Origin of the sequence: Bradyrhizobium sp. SZCCT0148 (assembly GCF_018129985.1) — a bacterium.
Taxonomy (GTDB): domain Bacteria; phylum Pseudomonadota; class Alphaproteobacteria; order Rhizobiales; family Xanthobacteraceae; genus Bradyrhizobium; species Bradyrhizobium japonicum_H.
The window spans coordinates 99197-113499 of record NZ_JAFCKT010000012.1; the positions used below are offsets into that span (position 1 = coordinate 99197).

Sequence of the window (14303 nt, forward strand, 5' to 3'; positions counted from 1 at the left end):
GATGGGAGAAGAAAAGAGAGCGCCGTTCATTACGAAAAATCGCTCCAGCTCAGGTGCCGCGAGTCGAGATCGCCAACCGTGACGGTGCCGCGCATCTCGCGCGGCGTGTGGAAGCTGCTGCGGAGATAGATCAGCGGGGTCGCTTCCGCGCCGTGCGACACGCCGCGCACCTCGCCGACGAAGATCGAATGCGTCGTCGTCTCGAATTCCTGCGCCAGCACGCAGTCGAACGCGGCGACCGCGTCGGTCAGCACCGGGGCGCCGGTTTCCCCGCGAGTCCATTGGCCAAAGGCAAAGCGATCGTCGCCGTTGACGCCTTTCTGGCCGCTGAAGGTCAGCGCCAGCGCCGCGTGGTCCTCGTGCAGGAAGTTGATCGCAAAGGCCCTTTCCTCGCGGATGCGCGCATGCGCGCTGGCGTTGCGGTTGACGCAGACGATCAGCGAGGGCGGGCTATCCGACAGCGAGCAGGCCGAAGTTACCGTCAGTCCCGTGCGCTTGCCGTGCTCGGCACCGACCGTGACAAGCGCCACGGCTCCGGCACATTGGCGCATCGCCTGCTTGAAATCCTTTGCGTCGAAAGGACTGGCGTCGACCGTCACGCGGACATCTCCGAGAATAGAAGCGGGTGCGGCACGATCGCGCCGCACCCGCCGAGCGTCAAGCTGCCTTCTTTGCGGAGCCGAGATGCGCAAGGCGCGGCATCACCTCGTTCTTGAGCAGCGAGAGCGAGTGGTGCCAGGCTTCCGGCTTGTGCTTGTAATCAAAGCCGAACACGCAGAGCACGCCGAAGCCGCCGACCTCGTCGTAGATCTTTTCGATCTTCTCGGCGACCGTCGCCGGCGAGCCGACGATCCAGTTCCGCTTGGCGCAATATTCGACGGTGACGTCGCTATCGGGCACATCAGGCGCGTGCTTCAGATAGTCCTTGAAGCCAAAATGGCCGAGCAGCGGCAGGAAGTACTCGCCCATCATCCGGCCCATCATGTCGCCGGTCGAGAGTTTCCAGGCCTCCTCGTCGGTGTCGGCGACGAACACCTCGCGCACGAGGCGCCAGTCGGCACGGTTCGGCTTGCGCCCGGTCTTGGCCGCCCCGATCTCGACCGAGTCCCAGTGGCTGCCGACATAGGCCGGGTTGAGGTTGAGGCTCATCGGAATGAAGCCGCGCTCGCCGGCAAGCTTCAGCGTGTCCGAGTTCTTGGACAGCCCGGCGACGCCGATCGGCGGATGCGGCGTCTGCAACGGCTTGATGTGCGGCTTGAGGAAGTCGAACATCGTGTCCGGCTTGGTCACCGTCCAGAACTTGCCCTTGTAGGTCCAGGGCGCGGGATCGCTCCACATCTTCAGGATGATCTCGAGCGCCTCGCGGGTCATGTCACGATTCTGCCCGCTCATGCCGTCGACGTTGAACATTGCCCAGTCGCTCGGCAGACCGCTCGCCGCCACGCCGAAATTGAGCCGGCCCCCGGAGAGATGGTCGAGCATCGCGACGCGGTTGGCGAGTTCGGCCGGGTGGTGATAGGGCAGCAGGAAGCCGCCCGGCCCGATGCGGATGTTCTTGGTCTGCATCAAGGCCTGAGCGATCAGCAGGTCCGGCGTGGGATTGGGTTCCCAGGGCGCGGTGTGGTGCTCGCCGATCCAGGCTTCCTGGTAGCCGAGCTCGTCGAGCCAGCGCAGGACCTGCAGGTCCCAATCATGTCCTTCCTTCAGGCCGCACTCCGGCGGATGCGAAGGCATCGTGAAATAGCCGATCTCCATGGGTTTCCTCATCTGATGTTGACGCGTCTTGTCGCGCGTTGACGGAGTTGAGCGGGGACGGTTGAGCAAGCGCTGTGCCAGTGCGGGGCGGCTTCAAATCGCAGAGAAAGGGCTGGTTTGCCCGCGCAATAGCCGTTATCCCGGCGTCAGACTCCAAGATGCCGTCTCATTGTCGCGAGACAGCGTCCCGGCCGTGAGACGAGGAGAGAATGACCGAACCCGCTTATGTCGCGGTTGACTGGGGCACCAGCAGCTTCCGGCTGTGGCTGGTTGATCGTGCCGGCCAGGTGCTGGCCGAGCGTCGCAGCGGCGAGGGCATGCTGGCGGCCGCCAAGGCCGGCTTTCCGGCCGTGCTGCAGTCGCATCTCGCGGCGATCGAAGCGCCGGATCATCTGCCGGTTCTGGTCTGCGGCATGGCCGGCGCCAAAACCGGCTGGGTCGAGGCCGGCTATGTCGACACGCCGGCACCGCTCGCGGCCGTCCTGACGCAAGCCGTGCGCGTTCCGGGCCAAGCGCGTGACATCCGCATCCTGCCCGGCATCGCGCAGCGCGACGTTAGCGCGCCCGACGTCATGCGCGGCGAGGAAACGCAGCTGCTCGGCGCGCTCGGCCTCGAGGCCATGGGCGAGGCGCTGGTCTGCATGCCCGGCACGCATTCGAAATGGGTGCGGGTGAAGGACGGCGTCGTCGAACGCTTCTCCACTTTCATGACCGGCGAACTGTTCAGCGCCGTCTCGCAAGAGACCATCCTGTCGCTCGCGGTCGCCGGCGCCGACGAGGCCGAGGATATCGCGAGCTTCAAGGCGGCGGTGAAAGCCGCATACGAGGCGCCGGCCTTCGTTGCCAATCATTTGTTCAGCGCGCGGTCGCGCCAGCTGCTGTTCGGCGGCGCGCCGGCTGCGGCGCGCGAGGCGCTGTCAGGTACGTTGATCGGCGTCGAGCTGGCGGCCGGACTCTCCGGCTCCGTGCCGCAAACAGGTATCAGGCTGATTGCCGCCGGGCGGCTTGCGGTGCTGTACCGGCTGGCGTTCGAGGCGCTGTCGGTCAACGCTCATCCGGTCGATGCGGATGAAGCCGTTCGCCGCGGCCTGTCCATGGCGGCTGCCGCGATCTGGAAATCAAAGGATCTTTGAGATGAGCATTCCCTTTCCGCCGATGAAGCGGCCGCTGGTTGCGATCCTGCGCGGCGTCAAGCCCGAGGAGACTGAAGCGATCGTCGGCGTGCTGATCGAAGCCGGCATGACCGCGATCGAGATCCCCCTGAATTCGCCCGATCCGTTCCGCTCCATCGCAACCGCGGTGAAGCAGGCGCCTCCGGACGTGCTGATCGGTGCCGGCACGGTGCTGGCCACCGCGGATGTCGATCGTCTCAACGACGTCGGCGGCAGGCTGATGGTCTCGCCGAATGTGGACACGCAGGTGCTGGTGCGTGCGCATCAATACGCCATGGTCACGCTGCCTGGCGTGTTCTCGCCGACCGAAGCGCTGCTCGCCGCGCGCTCGGGCGCATCCGGCCTGAAGTTCTTTCCGGCCAGCGTGCTGGGCGCCTCCGGCATCGCCGCGATCCGCGCCGTGCTGCCGTCGGGCGTGATGATCGCGGCCGTCGGCGGCGTCTCCGATCAGAACTTTGCCGAATACATCAAGGGCGGCGTCACCGCCTTCGGGCTCGGCTCCAGCCTCTACAAGCCCGGCATGAGCGCGGCCGATGTCGCCGCGCGCGCGAAGGCGACAATCACGGCTTACGATCGGGCAATTCAGAAAGATTGACGGACGATAAACTAGCCGTGAACCCGTCATAACCTATTGTGCCTCATATTGCCCGCGATGCTGATGTGACGTATCGCGCAGTGTGACTGGCGACAGCAGGAGACCGACATGGCGATCAACAACGTGGCCGATCTGTTCGTGGCAACGCTCGAACAGGCCGGCGTCAAGCGCATCTACGGCATCGTCGGCGACAGCCTGAACGCCCTGACCGAATCATTGCGCCGCCGCGGCACCATCGAGTGGATCCATGTCCGCCACGAGGAGGTCGCCGCCTTCGCCGCCGCGGGCGAAGCCGAGATGACCGGAAGCCTTGCGGTGTGCGCGGGTTCCTGCGGCCCCGGCAATCTGCATCTGATCAACGGACTGTTCGATGCTCATCGCAGCCGCGTTCCCGTGCTGGCGATCGCCGCGCAGATCCCTTCGTCCGAGATCGGCGGCGGCTATTTCCAGGAGACCCATCCACAGAACCTGTTCCGTGAATGCAGCCATTATTGCGAGATGGTCTCCGACCCGAGCCAGCTCCCGTTCGTGCTGGAGAACGCGATCCGCGCGGCGATCGGTCTGCGCGGCGTCGCCGTCGTCGCCATGCCCGGCGACGTCGCTTTCCGCAGCCCGCCCAAGCGCGCGCTGTCGACCACGCGCGGCCTCAGCGTGGCGGCGCCGAAGGTGGTGCCGGAGGCAGCCGAGCTGCAGGCGCTCGCGGATCTCCTCAACGGCGTCGAGCGCGTCACCCTGTTCTGCGGCCGCGGCTGCGTCGGCGCGCATGCGCCCCTGATGCAACTGGCGGAATCGCTGAAGAGCCCGATCGTCCATGCGCTCGGCGGCAAGGAGCATGTCGAGTACGACAACCCCTACGACGTCGGCATGACCGGCTTTATCGGCTTCTCCTCGGGCTACGCGGCCATGCATGCCTGTGACGCGCTGGTGATGCTGGGCACGGATTTCCCCTACAAGCAGTTCTTCCCCACCGATGCGAAGGTCGCGCAGATCGACATTCGTCCCGAGAATCTGGGACGTCGCTGCAAGATCGATCTCGGCCTCGTCGGCGACGTCAAGCTCACCATCGAAGCGCTGCTGCCGCTGCTGACATCAAAGACGCAGCGCAAGCATCTCGACGACGCCGTCGCGCACTACAAGAAGGCGCGCGAGGGGCTGGATTCGCTCGCCAGGGGTACCCCGGGCAGCAAGCCGATCCATCCGCAATATCTCGCAAAGGTCATCAGCGACCATGCGTCCGACGATGCGGTCTTCACCGCCGATGTCGGCACGCCCACGGTGTGGGCCGCGCGCTATCTCGACATGAACGGCCGCCGCCGGCTGATCGGTTCATTCGTGCACGGCTCGATGGCCAACGCGATGCCGCAGGCGATCGGCGCGCAGGCCGCCCAGCCCGGCCGCCAGGTAATCTCGCTGTCCGGCGATGGCGGCTTCACCATGCTGATGGGTGATCTGATCACGCTGACGCAGGAGAAGCTGCCGGTGAAGGTGGTCGTCTTCAACAACGGCGTGCTCGGCTTCGTTGCGCTGGAGATGAAGGCCGCGGGCTTCGTCGACACCAATGTCGACCTGAAGAATCCGGACTTCGCAGCGATGGCGCGCGCCATGGGCATCTTTGCCAAGCGCGTCGAGGACCCCGGCGAATTGCCCGGCGCCGTCAAGGAGATGCTCGCCCATGACGGGCCGGCGCTGCTCGACGTCGTCACCGCAAAGCAGGAACTCTCGATGCCGCCGACCATCACGCCCGAGCAGATCAAGGGCTTCAGTCTCTGGGTGCTGCGCGCGGTGATGAACGGCCGCGGCGACGAGGTGCTCGACCTCGCGAAGACGAATCTCCTGCCGCGCTAACCCCGCTTCACCGAAGGCGCCGGCAGCGGTTGCTCGTGGCGGCGCTGGAAGCGTTGCCAGTGCAGCACGCTGCCGACCGTCAAGGCCGGCACGAAGCCGAGCACGATCAGGAAATGCGGCAGCTGCGTCGGCGAGACGAACGCGATCGCGATGTCCGAGATGAGCCAGAGTGCTGCGAACATCACCGCGAAGTCCGTTCGCGGACAGCGCAAATAGTAGAATACGGCCGTGATGACCATCGCAGGTCCGATCGCCACGCCGATCATGATCGCGGTCAGTTCCTTCGGTGTCAGCGCGTCGAGCATCATCGAGGCCAGCAGCCAGAGTGCGGCGAACATGGCGATGATGTCGAGCGGATGCCGCATCCAATACCTCTCGCGGGGACGTCCCATCGTTGTGGCCGGAACTGCGGCCGTCAAGTCAAAATGGGCCTATTCCTCGTCGCGTCCGGGCGTCGGGCGCAGCATGAAATGACCAAAGGCGGTGGCGATCGGCTTGTCCGCATCGTCCTGCCAGGCGCGCGCCTCGAAGGCAACGATGCGCCGGCCATGCTTCACGATCGACACGTTGGCGAAGGTGTCGAGCGCGCGGCCGGAGCGAAGATAGTTGATGGTGAGTCCGATCGGCTTGGGCAGCGCGGCGATGCCGAGCTCGCGCCTCACGCCGAAGATCGCAGTGGTCTCGAGAAAGGCGCCGGTCATGCCGCCGTGGATCGCGGGCAGGATCGGATTGCCGATGATTTGCGGCGAGAACGGCATCGTCAGCGTGCCGTCGTCATTGACGCGAATACCGAGCGCACGCGCGAACGGGCTGTTCGCGAACGGACCGTCCGGATCGTCCGGTGCCTCCAGCGTCGGAATGCTGCGCAAGTCCATCCTGCGATCGGCAAGCATGTTGGTGCGGTTGGCGCCGATCATGAAGCAGGCGGTCGCGGTCGCGACCGGATCGTCCTCGGACTCCTGGTAGGCCGTCGAGCGCACGAAGGCGATCGAGCGCGTGGTGCGATAGCAGACCGAATGCGCCTTGATGTCTAGACCTGGCGTGGCCGGCTTCTGATAATCGATGCGCAAATCGAGAGTTGCGATCGCGCTCGTGCCGTCGAGCGCAAGCTGCACCGCCATGCCGCAGCTCTCGTCCAGCATCGCGGTGACGACGCCACCATGCAGCACGCCCGTTTCGGTGTCGCCGACGAAGACGGGACGATAGGGCAGGCTGGACCAGGCCTCGCTTGGCGCGAAACGGTCGAGCTGCAACCCGCTGATCTGGCCGTAGTCGGATCGGCGGCCCTTGATGGCTTCGGCGAGTTCCTCGAACGGAAGCGTGGTCGGTATGGGGCTCATGAGGACGTTCTAGACCAGTGTCGGGCGCCGCGCAAAACCCGGATCGACCCCGATCGGGCCGGTTTGACCTCGACAGAGCAGGCCGAAGCACCGATGGTGAGCGCTTCGTTCGCCGACCAGCCCCAAGGAGTGCCCATGGCCGACCCCGAAACGCCCGCCAACAACCAGGGGCCCGTCACCATTTCGAGCTCCAGCTCGGAGCGGGCGCCGATCATCTATTTCGACGGCGCGTCCTGTTTCGGCCATCACAACGGCGCGATCCAGATCGAGCTCGCCGCGAATTTGCTGATGCCGGTCGGCGCGGCCGTCAGGGTCGACGTGGTCCAGACCGCGCATCTGCGTTGCAGCGTGGCCGCGGCACTTGCACTGCGCGAAGCCCTCGACAAGGCGCTGGCGATGTACCAGCAGGGCCAGAAGCAGCCGGTGGCGGAGGAGATCCCGGCGATGAAGAATTGAGATCGGGTTTCGCAACAGCGCCGCGAAACCAGACCTCATCCTGAGGGAGCCCGCAAAGCGGGCGTCTCCAGGATGACTGCAGAAATAAGGACGCCTGTTTGAGGCGAGCGGCTCCGCTTCGGCCTAAGCCTTGGTCACATGCACCTTCGCGGTATTGCCGCCGTTCCACTTGCCGTCGAGCGCGCGCTCGATCTGGGCGGCGAGTTGCAGCAACAGGCCGTCATTGGCCTGCTTGGCGATCGCCTGGATGCCGAGCGGCAGACCGTGGTCTTGCGCCGCCATCGGCATCGAAATCGCGGGCATGCCGCAGAGATTGGCCAGCGGGGTGAAGGCGAAGAAGCGCCAGAGATTGCCGAACCAGTCGAGCACATCAGGGTTGTCGGAGATGGTGAGATATTCCCTGGTGCCGACCTTCGGCGTCGGCAGTGCGGTGATCGGCGTCAGGATCACGTCCCACTGCTCGAAGAAGGCACCGAAGCCGCGTGACGTGGTGTTGAACACGCCCTGCATCTTCGCACGCTCGGCGAATGTCGTGTGCCGGCCGGCTTCCCAGATCCGGATGTTCATGGGCTCGATCAGATCTTCCGGTGGCCTTTCCAGCCCGCGCGCGGCGAGCATGTTGGAGATCACCACCGCGAAATTGCTGATGTAGCACATCGTCTGCGCCTCGAACGCGGCGCGGAAATCGAGCTCAGGCAAGGCATAGTCGACGTGATGGCCGAGGCCTTCGAGAAAGCGGCCGGTCTTGTCCAGCTCGGCGGCGATCTCGGGCGTCGCGGTGTAGTCGCCCCAGGTATGGGACAGCGCGATGCGCAGCTTGGACGGATCGCGCTTGATCATCTCGGAATAGGGCTGCGCCGTGGTCCAGAACGGCATGAACTCGCCGGGCGCGGGACCGCGGGCGTGATCGACGAAGGCGGCGGTGTCGCGCACCGAGCGCGACTGGCAGCCCTGGATCGAGACGAGGCCGGTGAGGTCGGACATGTGCGGCGCCAGCGAGAACACGCCGCGCGAGACCTTCAGCCCGATATTGCCGTTGACCCCGGCGGGAATGCGGATCGAGCCGCCGCCGTCGGTGGCATGTGCGATCGGCACCACGCCGGCCGCGACCATGGCCGCGCTGCCCGCCGACGAGCCGCAGGTGGTGTAGTCGGTATTCCAGGGATTGCGGGTGACGTAGACGGCGGGATTGTCGGCCGACGAGCAGACGCCGAATTCCGGGGTGGTCGTGCGTCCGATCAGGTTGAGGCCGGCCTGGCGGAATTTGCCGGTGAGGAACGTATCGGCCGCGGCGCGATTGCCGCGCATCAAGAGCGAGCCCATTTCCTGGAGCCGGCCCTTCATGGTCGGCCCGAGGTCCTTCATCAGGAACGGCAGGCCGGCGAACGGACCTGCGAGATTGGCGCCGTCCTTCGCGGGATCGGCGATCACGTCCTCGAACAGCTCCACCACGCCTGACAGCGCCGGATTGACCTTGGCGACACCGGCGGCTGCCTGGCGCGCCAGCTCCTTCGCCGTCAGCTCGCCCTTGCGGACTCGCCCCGCCAGCGCGACGCCATCGTGCTGCGCCCATTCAGTCCAGCTCATCGGCAAAGTCATGAAGTCAGATCCCTTGAGGTGCGGCGTCACCTTTTTAGCAAGGGACCGCGTGAATCAACTGAGCCGGCACGAGGGGCAGGGTTGCGCCGGGCGGAGAGGTCGGGGCATTAGGACAGTCGCGCGATCGCCGCAACCGGTCCGCCGCCGGCCGGCCCCTGATGCTCCGCGCCGCCGGAGACATAGACCACTCCGGTGCCTGCAAGGCCTGCGATCAAGCCGCCGACCGCGGCGCGGGCATGGCGTGTCGAGCTGATGTCGGTATCTTCCAGCATGGTGTGGCGGGAGCCCCGCACGCTGCCATCGGGCGAAGCCTCGGCCTTGGCGAAGATGTTGACGAGCTCGCGACCTGCTTTTGCCTGCGGTGCAACCCCAAGGAAGGCCTCAAGGCCAACGCTCTGCAGTGCAGACACCACAGCGGGCGCATCGATTGCGTCGGTCATCACGGCATGCCCGATCACGAACTCGCTGGCTGAACTGTTGGAATTGCCGAGCACGATGACAACGTTGTGCATGAGCTCGATTCCGGATGAGGTCGAGGCAACCCTTGAGAACAGATCGTAGCGCCGCAGCACGTCCTCATCGCGGATGTCGGATGTGACCTCGCCGAGCGCCACCGCAACCCCGAGCGCGGAGGCGCCGCGCGAATAGGCCATCGAGCTGTACGAGCTGTTCGTCGCGGTCTTGTTGCCGCGCGCGGTCGCCGCCTCGACGCGTTCGCTGGTGAGCAGCGGACACTTGATCTGCACGAAATGGACGTCGGCGGGATCGGTGATGCCGGCATCCGACATCGCGGCCTGTACGGCCTTCGCCGTCTCATGGATCTGCGCCGAGCGGCCAAGCTCCTCGGGCAGGAAATCCCGCGTGTGCGCCATGCCGATGCTCAGCCGTTTGCCGGAGATGCCCGTCGGGCGCTCCGCCTCGCCGCGCGTGAATACCGTGATGTGCGGGCTGAGCACACCCTCGGTGCCGCCCGACATCACGAAGGCGATACGCTGCTCGACCTCATGTGGCGTCAGGCCGAGCTTCGGCGCGAGCGCTGTGCACAGCGCCGTAACGGCATACTCCCGCGTGAAGTCGTTGACGCCGCCATTGCCCTCGGTCTTGCCGAGAATGGCCAGGATGGCGGCTGGATCGATCGCGCCTGAAGCGATCAAGTTCATGAGGCCGGAAACGTCGCCGGGGCCCCTGGTCGCGATCTTGAAGACGCCGACCGATGTTGTGGGCATGACTGTTCCTCGAAGTTCGGTGGTCCCGGCGGGATCAAACAGGCGTAGAACTAAGACGTCTGTCAAGTGCAACACTCCGCGCCATTCCGGGGCGCGCGAAATGGACCGGGCGATCCATTACGCCGAGCCGGCGGTTGTCGAATCGAGAGGCCGCGGCGTACTGGATTCCCCGCCTTCGCGGGGAATGACAGTGTCACTTGGAGAAGCAGGCTGTGACCTCGTACTCCGCCATGTCGAAGCAAGGCGGAAGTTCCAGAGTCTCTCCGCGGAGGGATTCTGGATTGCTGCGTCACAAGTGCTCGTCGCAATGACGCGGAGCGAGGGGCCCAAACTTCTCCGCTCTTGCGCCCGACGCAGCGCAGTGGCCGGGCGATGCGCCGCATCGTCCGGATGGGTGGGCTGCAGAGCCGGAGCCGATGTCGCCGCGCGCTCGAGCGCGTCCGGGACACGAGAGCAGTGGCGTCCTCACGAATGTGGCGAGATCGCATCATCTCGACAAAAAATCCCCTGTCGACGATGCTGCTTCGTACCTTGATGAACCGACCCCGGTTGGTCCATAAGCGGCGTCCCGCTACAGGTGGTTCGCCGCCGCGTCGCGTACTTGGATAGAGGAATCTCCCGTGGCCAATATCAACCAGAAAATTGCGCAGGAGCTTGGGGTTCGCCCCGAGCAGGTCGAGGCGACGGTGGCGTTGCTCGATGGTGGCGCCACGGTTCCCTTCATCGCCCGCTATCGCAAGGAAGCGACCGGTGCGCTCGACGACGCGCAACTGCGTACCCTGGAGGAGCGCCTGGGTTACCTGCGCGAGCTCGAGGACCGCCGCAAGGCCATCCTCGAATCGGTTCGCGAGCAGGGCAAGCTCGATGCTGCGCTCGAAGCCTCCATTCTCGCCGCCGACAGCAAGGCCCGCCTCGAAGACATCTATCTGCCGTTCAAGCCGAAGCGCCGCACCAAGGCGGAGATCGCCAAGGAGGCCGGCCTCGAGCCGCTCGCCAACCAGTTGATGGCGGAGCCCACGAACGATCCGAAGATTGTGGCCGAAGCCTTCGTCAACGCCGAGAAGGGCGTTGCGGACGCCGCGGCCGCACTCGACGGCGCCCGCGCCATCCTGGTCGAACGTTTCGACGAGGACGCCGATCTGATCGGCGCGCTCCGCGAGGAGATGTGGACCAATGCGCGCATGGCCTCCAAGGTGCGCGACGGCAAGAAGACCGAAGGCGAGAAGTTCGCCGACTATTTCGACTTCTCCGAGCCGCTGACCAAGCTGCCCTCGCACCGCATCCTCGCGATGTTCCGCGGCGAGAAGGAGGAGATCCTCGACCTGCAAATTCAGGCCGAAGCCGAGGCGCCGCCGCCGGGCGTGCCCAGCGCCTATGAACTGAAGATCATGAAGCGGTTCGGCATCGCCGACCTCAAGCGCGCCGGCGACCGCTGGCTGATCGACACCGTGCGCTGGGCCTGGCGCACCAAGATCCAGGTGCATCTCAATATCGACCTGCGCATGCGGCTTTGGAACGCCGCCGAGACCGAGGCCGTGCGCGTGTTCGCCTCGAATTTGCGCGACCTGCTGCTGGCCGCGCCGGCCGGCACCCGCGTCACCATGGGGCTCGATCCCGGCTATCGCACGGGCGTCAAGGTCGCCGTCACCGATGCGACCGGCAAGGTGGTCGATACCGCCGTGATCTATCCGCACGAGCCGCAGCGGCAGTGGAACGAGTCGCTCGCAACGCTCGGCCGGCTCGCGATGAAGCACAAGGTCGAGCTGATCGCGATCGGCAACGGCACCGCCTCGCGCGAGACCGACAAGCTCGCGGGCGATCTCGTCAAGGGGCTGGCCGAGCTGAAGATGACCAAGATTGTGGTCTCGGAGGCCGGCGCGTCGGTCTATTCAGCCTCGGCGTTCGCCTCGGAAGAATTGCCCGGTCTTGACGTCACCCTGCGCGGCGCAGTCTCGATCGCGCGGCGTCTGCAGGATCCGCTCGCCGAGCTCGTCAAGATCGAGCCCAAGGCGATCGGCGTCGGCCAGTATCAGCACGATCTCGGCCAGGCCAAGCTCGCCAAATCGCTCGACGCCGTGGTCGAGGACTGCGTGAACGCGGTCGGCGTCGACGTCAACACCGCGTCCGCGCCGCTGCTCGCCCGCGTGTCGGGCGTCGGCTCGGGCCTCGCGCAGAGCATCGTGGCGCATCGCGACGCCAACGGCCCGTTCAAGTCGCGCAAGGCGCTGAAGGAGGTGCCGCGGCTCGGGCCGAAGGCGTTCGAGCAGTGCGCGGGCTTCCTCCGCATCCTCGGCGGCGAGGATCCGCTCGATGCCTCCGGCGTGCATCCGGAAGCCTATCCGGTGGTGCGCCGCATCCTCGCGGCGACCAAGAGCGACATCAAGGCGCTGATCGGCTCCAGCGAGATCGTGCGCACCTTGAAGCCGAAGGATTTCGTCGACGAGACATTTGGTCTTCCGACCGTCACCGACATTTTGAAGGAATTGGAGAAGCCCGGCCGCGATCCGCGTCCGGCCTTCAAGGCCGCCGTGTTCATGGATGGCGTCGAAGAGATCAAGGACCTCAAGAAGGGCATGATCCTCGAGGGCACCGTCACCAACGTCGCCGCGTTCGGTGCGTTCGTCGACATCGGCGTACACCAGGACGGCCTCGTGCACATCTCGGCGATGTCGAAGACCTACATCAAGGACCCGCGCGAGGTCGTGAAGCCCGGCGACATCGTCAAGGTCAAGGTGCTGGACTTCGAGGTCGCCCGCAAGCGCATCTCGCTGACCTTGCGGCTCGACGACGAGGTCGGGGCTAAAAAGGACGCCCCCGGCATGCAGCGCGACGCCGGCGCGCGCAACCCGGCCCGCATGACGTCGTCGGCGCCGCGCAAGCAGGAGGCTTCCTCCGGTGGTGGCGGCGCGCTCGCCGAGGCCATGCGCCGCGCAGCCGAGAAGAACGGCGGCAAGCGCGCGTGAGGCGCGATGCCTAAAGCTCGATCACGCCGCGGCGCGCCGCATGCGCGACCGCATCGGTGCGGCCGGTGGCGTCCAGCTTGTCGAGCAGCGAGCCGACGTGGAATTTCACGGTGTGCACGGAGATGCCGAGCTGGCGCGCGATCATCTTGTTGGAGGCGCCTTCGGCCATCAGCGCCAGAACGTCGAGCTCACGCTGCGTCAACGCGATGTCGTCGGGCATGACGCGTGGATCGCGGGCGACGATCGTCGCCGCGGCGGTCTCGCCCGACACGGCGAGGCGAAGCCCGGCGACGCCGGCGAGCAAGGCCTCGAGGCGACCGGCGAGCGCGGGATCGTCGATCTCCAGAGCGAGCACGATCTCCGGTGCGTTGTCCTCGCTCACGCCTCCGGCCTCTCGCCGACCGTGACCTTGAAGCTGACCGGCTCGCCGCCGCGGCGTGCGGCGACATCGACCACCGCGCCGACGCTGGAAGGACCCAGCGTCCGCGACAGCGCGCGCACGCCCGACAGTTTCTGGTCGTTGACCGCGACGATCACGTCGCCCTGGCGGATGCCGGCGGCGGCCGAAGGTCCGGCCTTGTCGACATTCATCACCATCGCGCCGACGCCGTCGTCGAGCCGGACCGGCTGCAGCCCAAGGCCGAGATAACCGCGCGCGATGCGACCGCGCGTCTCCAACTGCGCCGCGACGCGCTCGATGGTCGCGGTCGGGATCACCAGCACGCGCCGTGGGCCGAGCACGGCCATGCCGAGGGCTTCGCCCGAAGCGCTGAGCACAAGCCCGCCCTGCTGGCTGCCGCGCAGGCGGACGTCGAGCTCGATCCGCGCATCGATCTCGCCGCCGCGCAAGGAGCGCCAGCCGCTGCCGGACGCCGACACCATCCCGAGTGCCGCACTCGGCGTGTCGCGGTGGGTGGCGACCACGATCGCCAACGCACCGAGTGGCGGGACCGTTGCGGCGAGCTTGAACGGCGCCGTCGCGACCTCGGCGCGCAGCAGCGCGATATCGGTGGTGTGGTCGCGGCCGACAATGGTGGCAGCCGCGCGGCTGCCGTCGGGCAGGCCGATCTCGACCTCGCCCTCGTCGGCCAATGCCTCGTCGGCGGTGACGATCAGGCCCGGCTTCCACGCAAAGCCGGTGGCGCGGGACCGATGCGAGTGCACGGAAACGACAGCGGGCGCGGTGCGCGCCACCACATCCGCGAGCGCGGACGACAGTGAGGAGAGGGAAGTTGGGTCGGTCATGGCTGGCTCCTGATAGCTGTCACCAATCTGGGATGTGGCGGGGAAGCGCGAAACTGGCCGGGTGGTCAGGACGGAGCCTATTGCGGCCGACGAATATGTGATTGGGA

General features: G+C 66.2%; 13 protein-coding genes. 5 read left to right on the forward strand and 8 right to left on the reverse strand.

Annotated elements, in window-relative coordinates; translation table 11 throughout:
• Positions 1-29: 29 nt before the first annotated feature.
• Both JQ580_RS27195 and JQ580_RS27200 read right to left on the reverse strand, forming a co-directional pair.
• Positions 30-599 carry a flavin reductase family protein gene (locus JQ580_RS27195; protein WP_212283401.1) on the reverse strand — a complete coding sequence of 190 codons (570 nt, stop codon included), beginning with the start codon at positions 597-599 and terminating at the stop codon, positions 30-32.
• A gap of 58 nt (positions 600-657) precedes the next feature.
• On the reverse strand, positions 658-1755 hold the full coding sequence (locus tag JQ580_RS27200; RefSeq protein WP_212283523.1) for an LLM class flavin-dependent oxidoreductase: 1098 nt from the start codon (positions 1753-1755) through the stop codon (positions 658-660).
• A 209-nt stretch (positions 1756-1964) separates the two neighbouring features.
• Between JQ580_RS27200 and JQ580_RS27205 the strand changes: the two genes are divergently transcribed.
• The 3 genes from JQ580_RS27205 (at position 1965) to poxB (ending at position 5367) form a co-directional block, all read left to right on the forward strand.
• A complete protein-coding gene (locus JQ580_RS27205; protein ID WP_212283403.1) occupies positions 1965-2888 on the forward strand; it encodes a 2-dehydro-3-deoxygalactonokinase in 924 nt (307 codons plus the stop codon).
• Position 2889: 1 nt separating this feature from the next.
• Entirely contained in the window at positions 2890-3522 is a 633-nt protein-coding gene (locus tag JQ580_RS27210; RefSeq protein WP_212283405.1) for a 2-dehydro-3-deoxy-6-phosphogalactonate aldolase, read from the forward strand.
• A gap of 108 nt (positions 3523-3630) precedes the next feature.
• Positions 3631-5367 (forward strand): ubiquinone-dependent pyruvate dehydrogenase, encoded by a 1737-nt coding sequence (poxB, locus tag JQ580_RS27215; protein ID WP_212283407.1) that lies wholly within the window; start codon positions 3631-3633, stop codon positions 5365-5367.
• On the opposite strand, the gene JQ580_RS27220 is transcribed toward poxB, so the two are convergent.
• Both JQ580_RS27220 and JQ580_RS27225 read right to left on the reverse strand, forming a co-directional pair.
• Positions 5364-5732, reverse strand: coding sequence for a hypothetical protein (locus JQ580_RS27220; protein WP_212283408.1), 369 nt, complete (start codon positions 5730-5732; stop codon positions 5364-5366). The two genes, poxB and JQ580_RS27220, sit on opposite strands and share 4 nt — an antisense overlap.
• A 66-nt stretch (positions 5733-5798) precedes the next feature.
• Complete coding sequence (locus JQ580_RS27225) at positions 5799-6707, reverse strand: PaaI family thioesterase (protein WP_212283410.1); 909 nt, start codon at positions 6705-6707, stop codon at positions 5799-5801.
• 135 nt (positions 6708-6842) lie between these two features.
• Here JQ580_RS27225 and JQ580_RS27230 point away from each other — a divergent pair, with 135 nt between their 5' ends.
• The gene (locus tag JQ580_RS27230; RefSeq protein WP_212283412.1) at positions 6843-7163 is read left to right on the forward strand and encodes a hypothetical protein; all 321 of its coding nucleotides are present in this window, start codon (positions 6843-6845) and stop codon (positions 7161-7163) included.
• Positions 7164-7286: 123 nt separating this feature from the next.
• Here the strand turns inward: JQ580_RS27230 and JQ580_RS27235 are convergent, their stop codons facing one another.
• Together JQ580_RS27235 and atzD are read right to left on the reverse strand one after the other, a co-directional pair.
• The gene (locus tag JQ580_RS27235) at positions 7287-8762 is read right to left on the reverse strand and encodes an amidase (protein WP_212283414.1); all 1476 of its coding nucleotides are present in this window, start codon (positions 8760-8762) and stop codon (positions 7287-7289) included.
• 107 nt (positions 8763-8869) lie between these two features.
• The gene (gene atzD / locus JQ580_RS27240; RefSeq protein WP_212283417.1) at positions 8870-9988 is read right to left on the reverse strand and encodes a cyanuric acid amidohydrolase; all 1119 of its coding nucleotides are present in this window, start codon (positions 9986-9988) and stop codon (positions 8870-8872) included.
• Positions 9989-10608: 620 nt separating this feature from the next.
• On the opposite strand from atzD, the gene JQ580_RS27245 reads away from it, so the two are divergent.
• The gene (locus tag JQ580_RS27245; protein WP_212283419.1) at positions 10609-12951 is read left to right on the forward strand and encodes a Tex family protein; all 2343 of its coding nucleotides are present in this window, start codon (positions 10609-10611) and stop codon (positions 12949-12951) included.
• 10 nt (positions 12952-12961) lie between these two features.
• On the opposite strand, the gene JQ580_RS27250 is transcribed toward JQ580_RS27245, so the two are convergent.
• The gene (locus tag JQ580_RS27250; protein WP_106948981.1) at positions 12962-13333 is read right to left on the reverse strand and encodes a response regulator transcription factor; all 372 of its coding nucleotides are present in this window, start codon (positions 13331-13333) and stop codon (positions 12962-12964) included.
• A complete protein-coding gene (locus JQ580_RS27255; protein WP_212283421.1) occupies positions 13330-14196 on the reverse strand; it encodes a S1C family serine protease in 867 nt (288 codons plus the stop codon). Before JQ580_RS27255 ends, JQ580_RS27250 begins: the two co-directional genes overlap by 4 nt.
• Positions 14197-14303 lie beyond the last annotated feature (107 nt).

Excerpts from the sequence above, each read along its gene's own strand:
- JQ580_RS27230 (WP_212283412.1), top strand. The coding sequence starts at position 6,843 with ATGGCCGACCCCGAAACGCCCGCCAACAACCAGGGGCCCGTCACCATT.
- JQ580_RS27200 (WP_212283523.1), bottom strand. The coding sequence starts at position 1,755 with ATGGAGATCGGCTATTTCACGATGCCTTCGCATCCGCCGGAGTGCGGC.
- JQ580_RS27210 (WP_212283405.1), top strand. The coding sequence starts at position 2,890 with ATGAGCATTCCCTTTCCGCCGATGAAGCGGCCGCTGGTTGCGATCCTG.
- JQ580_RS27225 (WP_212283410.1), bottom strand. The coding sequence starts at position 6,707 with ATGAGCCCCATACCGACCACGCTTCCGTTCGAGGAACTCGCCGAAGCC.
- JQ580_RS27220 (WP_212283408.1), bottom strand. The coding sequence starts at position 5,732 with ATGCGGCATCCGCTCGACATCATCGCCATGTTCGCCGCACTCTGGCTG.
- JQ580_RS27255 (WP_212283421.1), bottom strand. The coding sequence starts at position 14,196 with ATGACCGACCCAACTTCCCTCTCCTCACTGTCGTCCGCGCTCGCGGAT.
- poxB (WP_212283407.1), top strand. The coding sequence starts at position 3,631 with ATGGCGATCAACAACGTGGCCGATCTGTTCGTGGCAACGCTCGAACAG.
- JQ580_RS27235 (WP_212283414.1), bottom strand. The coding sequence starts at position 8,762 with ATGACTTTGCCGATGAGCTGGACTGAATGGGCGCAGCACGATGGCGTC.
- JQ580_RS27205 (WP_212283403.1), top strand. The coding sequence starts at position 1,965 with ATGACCGAACCCGCTTATGTCGCGGTTGACTGGGGCACCAGCAGCTTC.
- atzD (WP_212283417.1), bottom strand. The coding sequence starts at position 9,988 with ATGCCCACAACATCGGTCGGCGTCTTCAAGATCGCGACCAGGGGCCCC.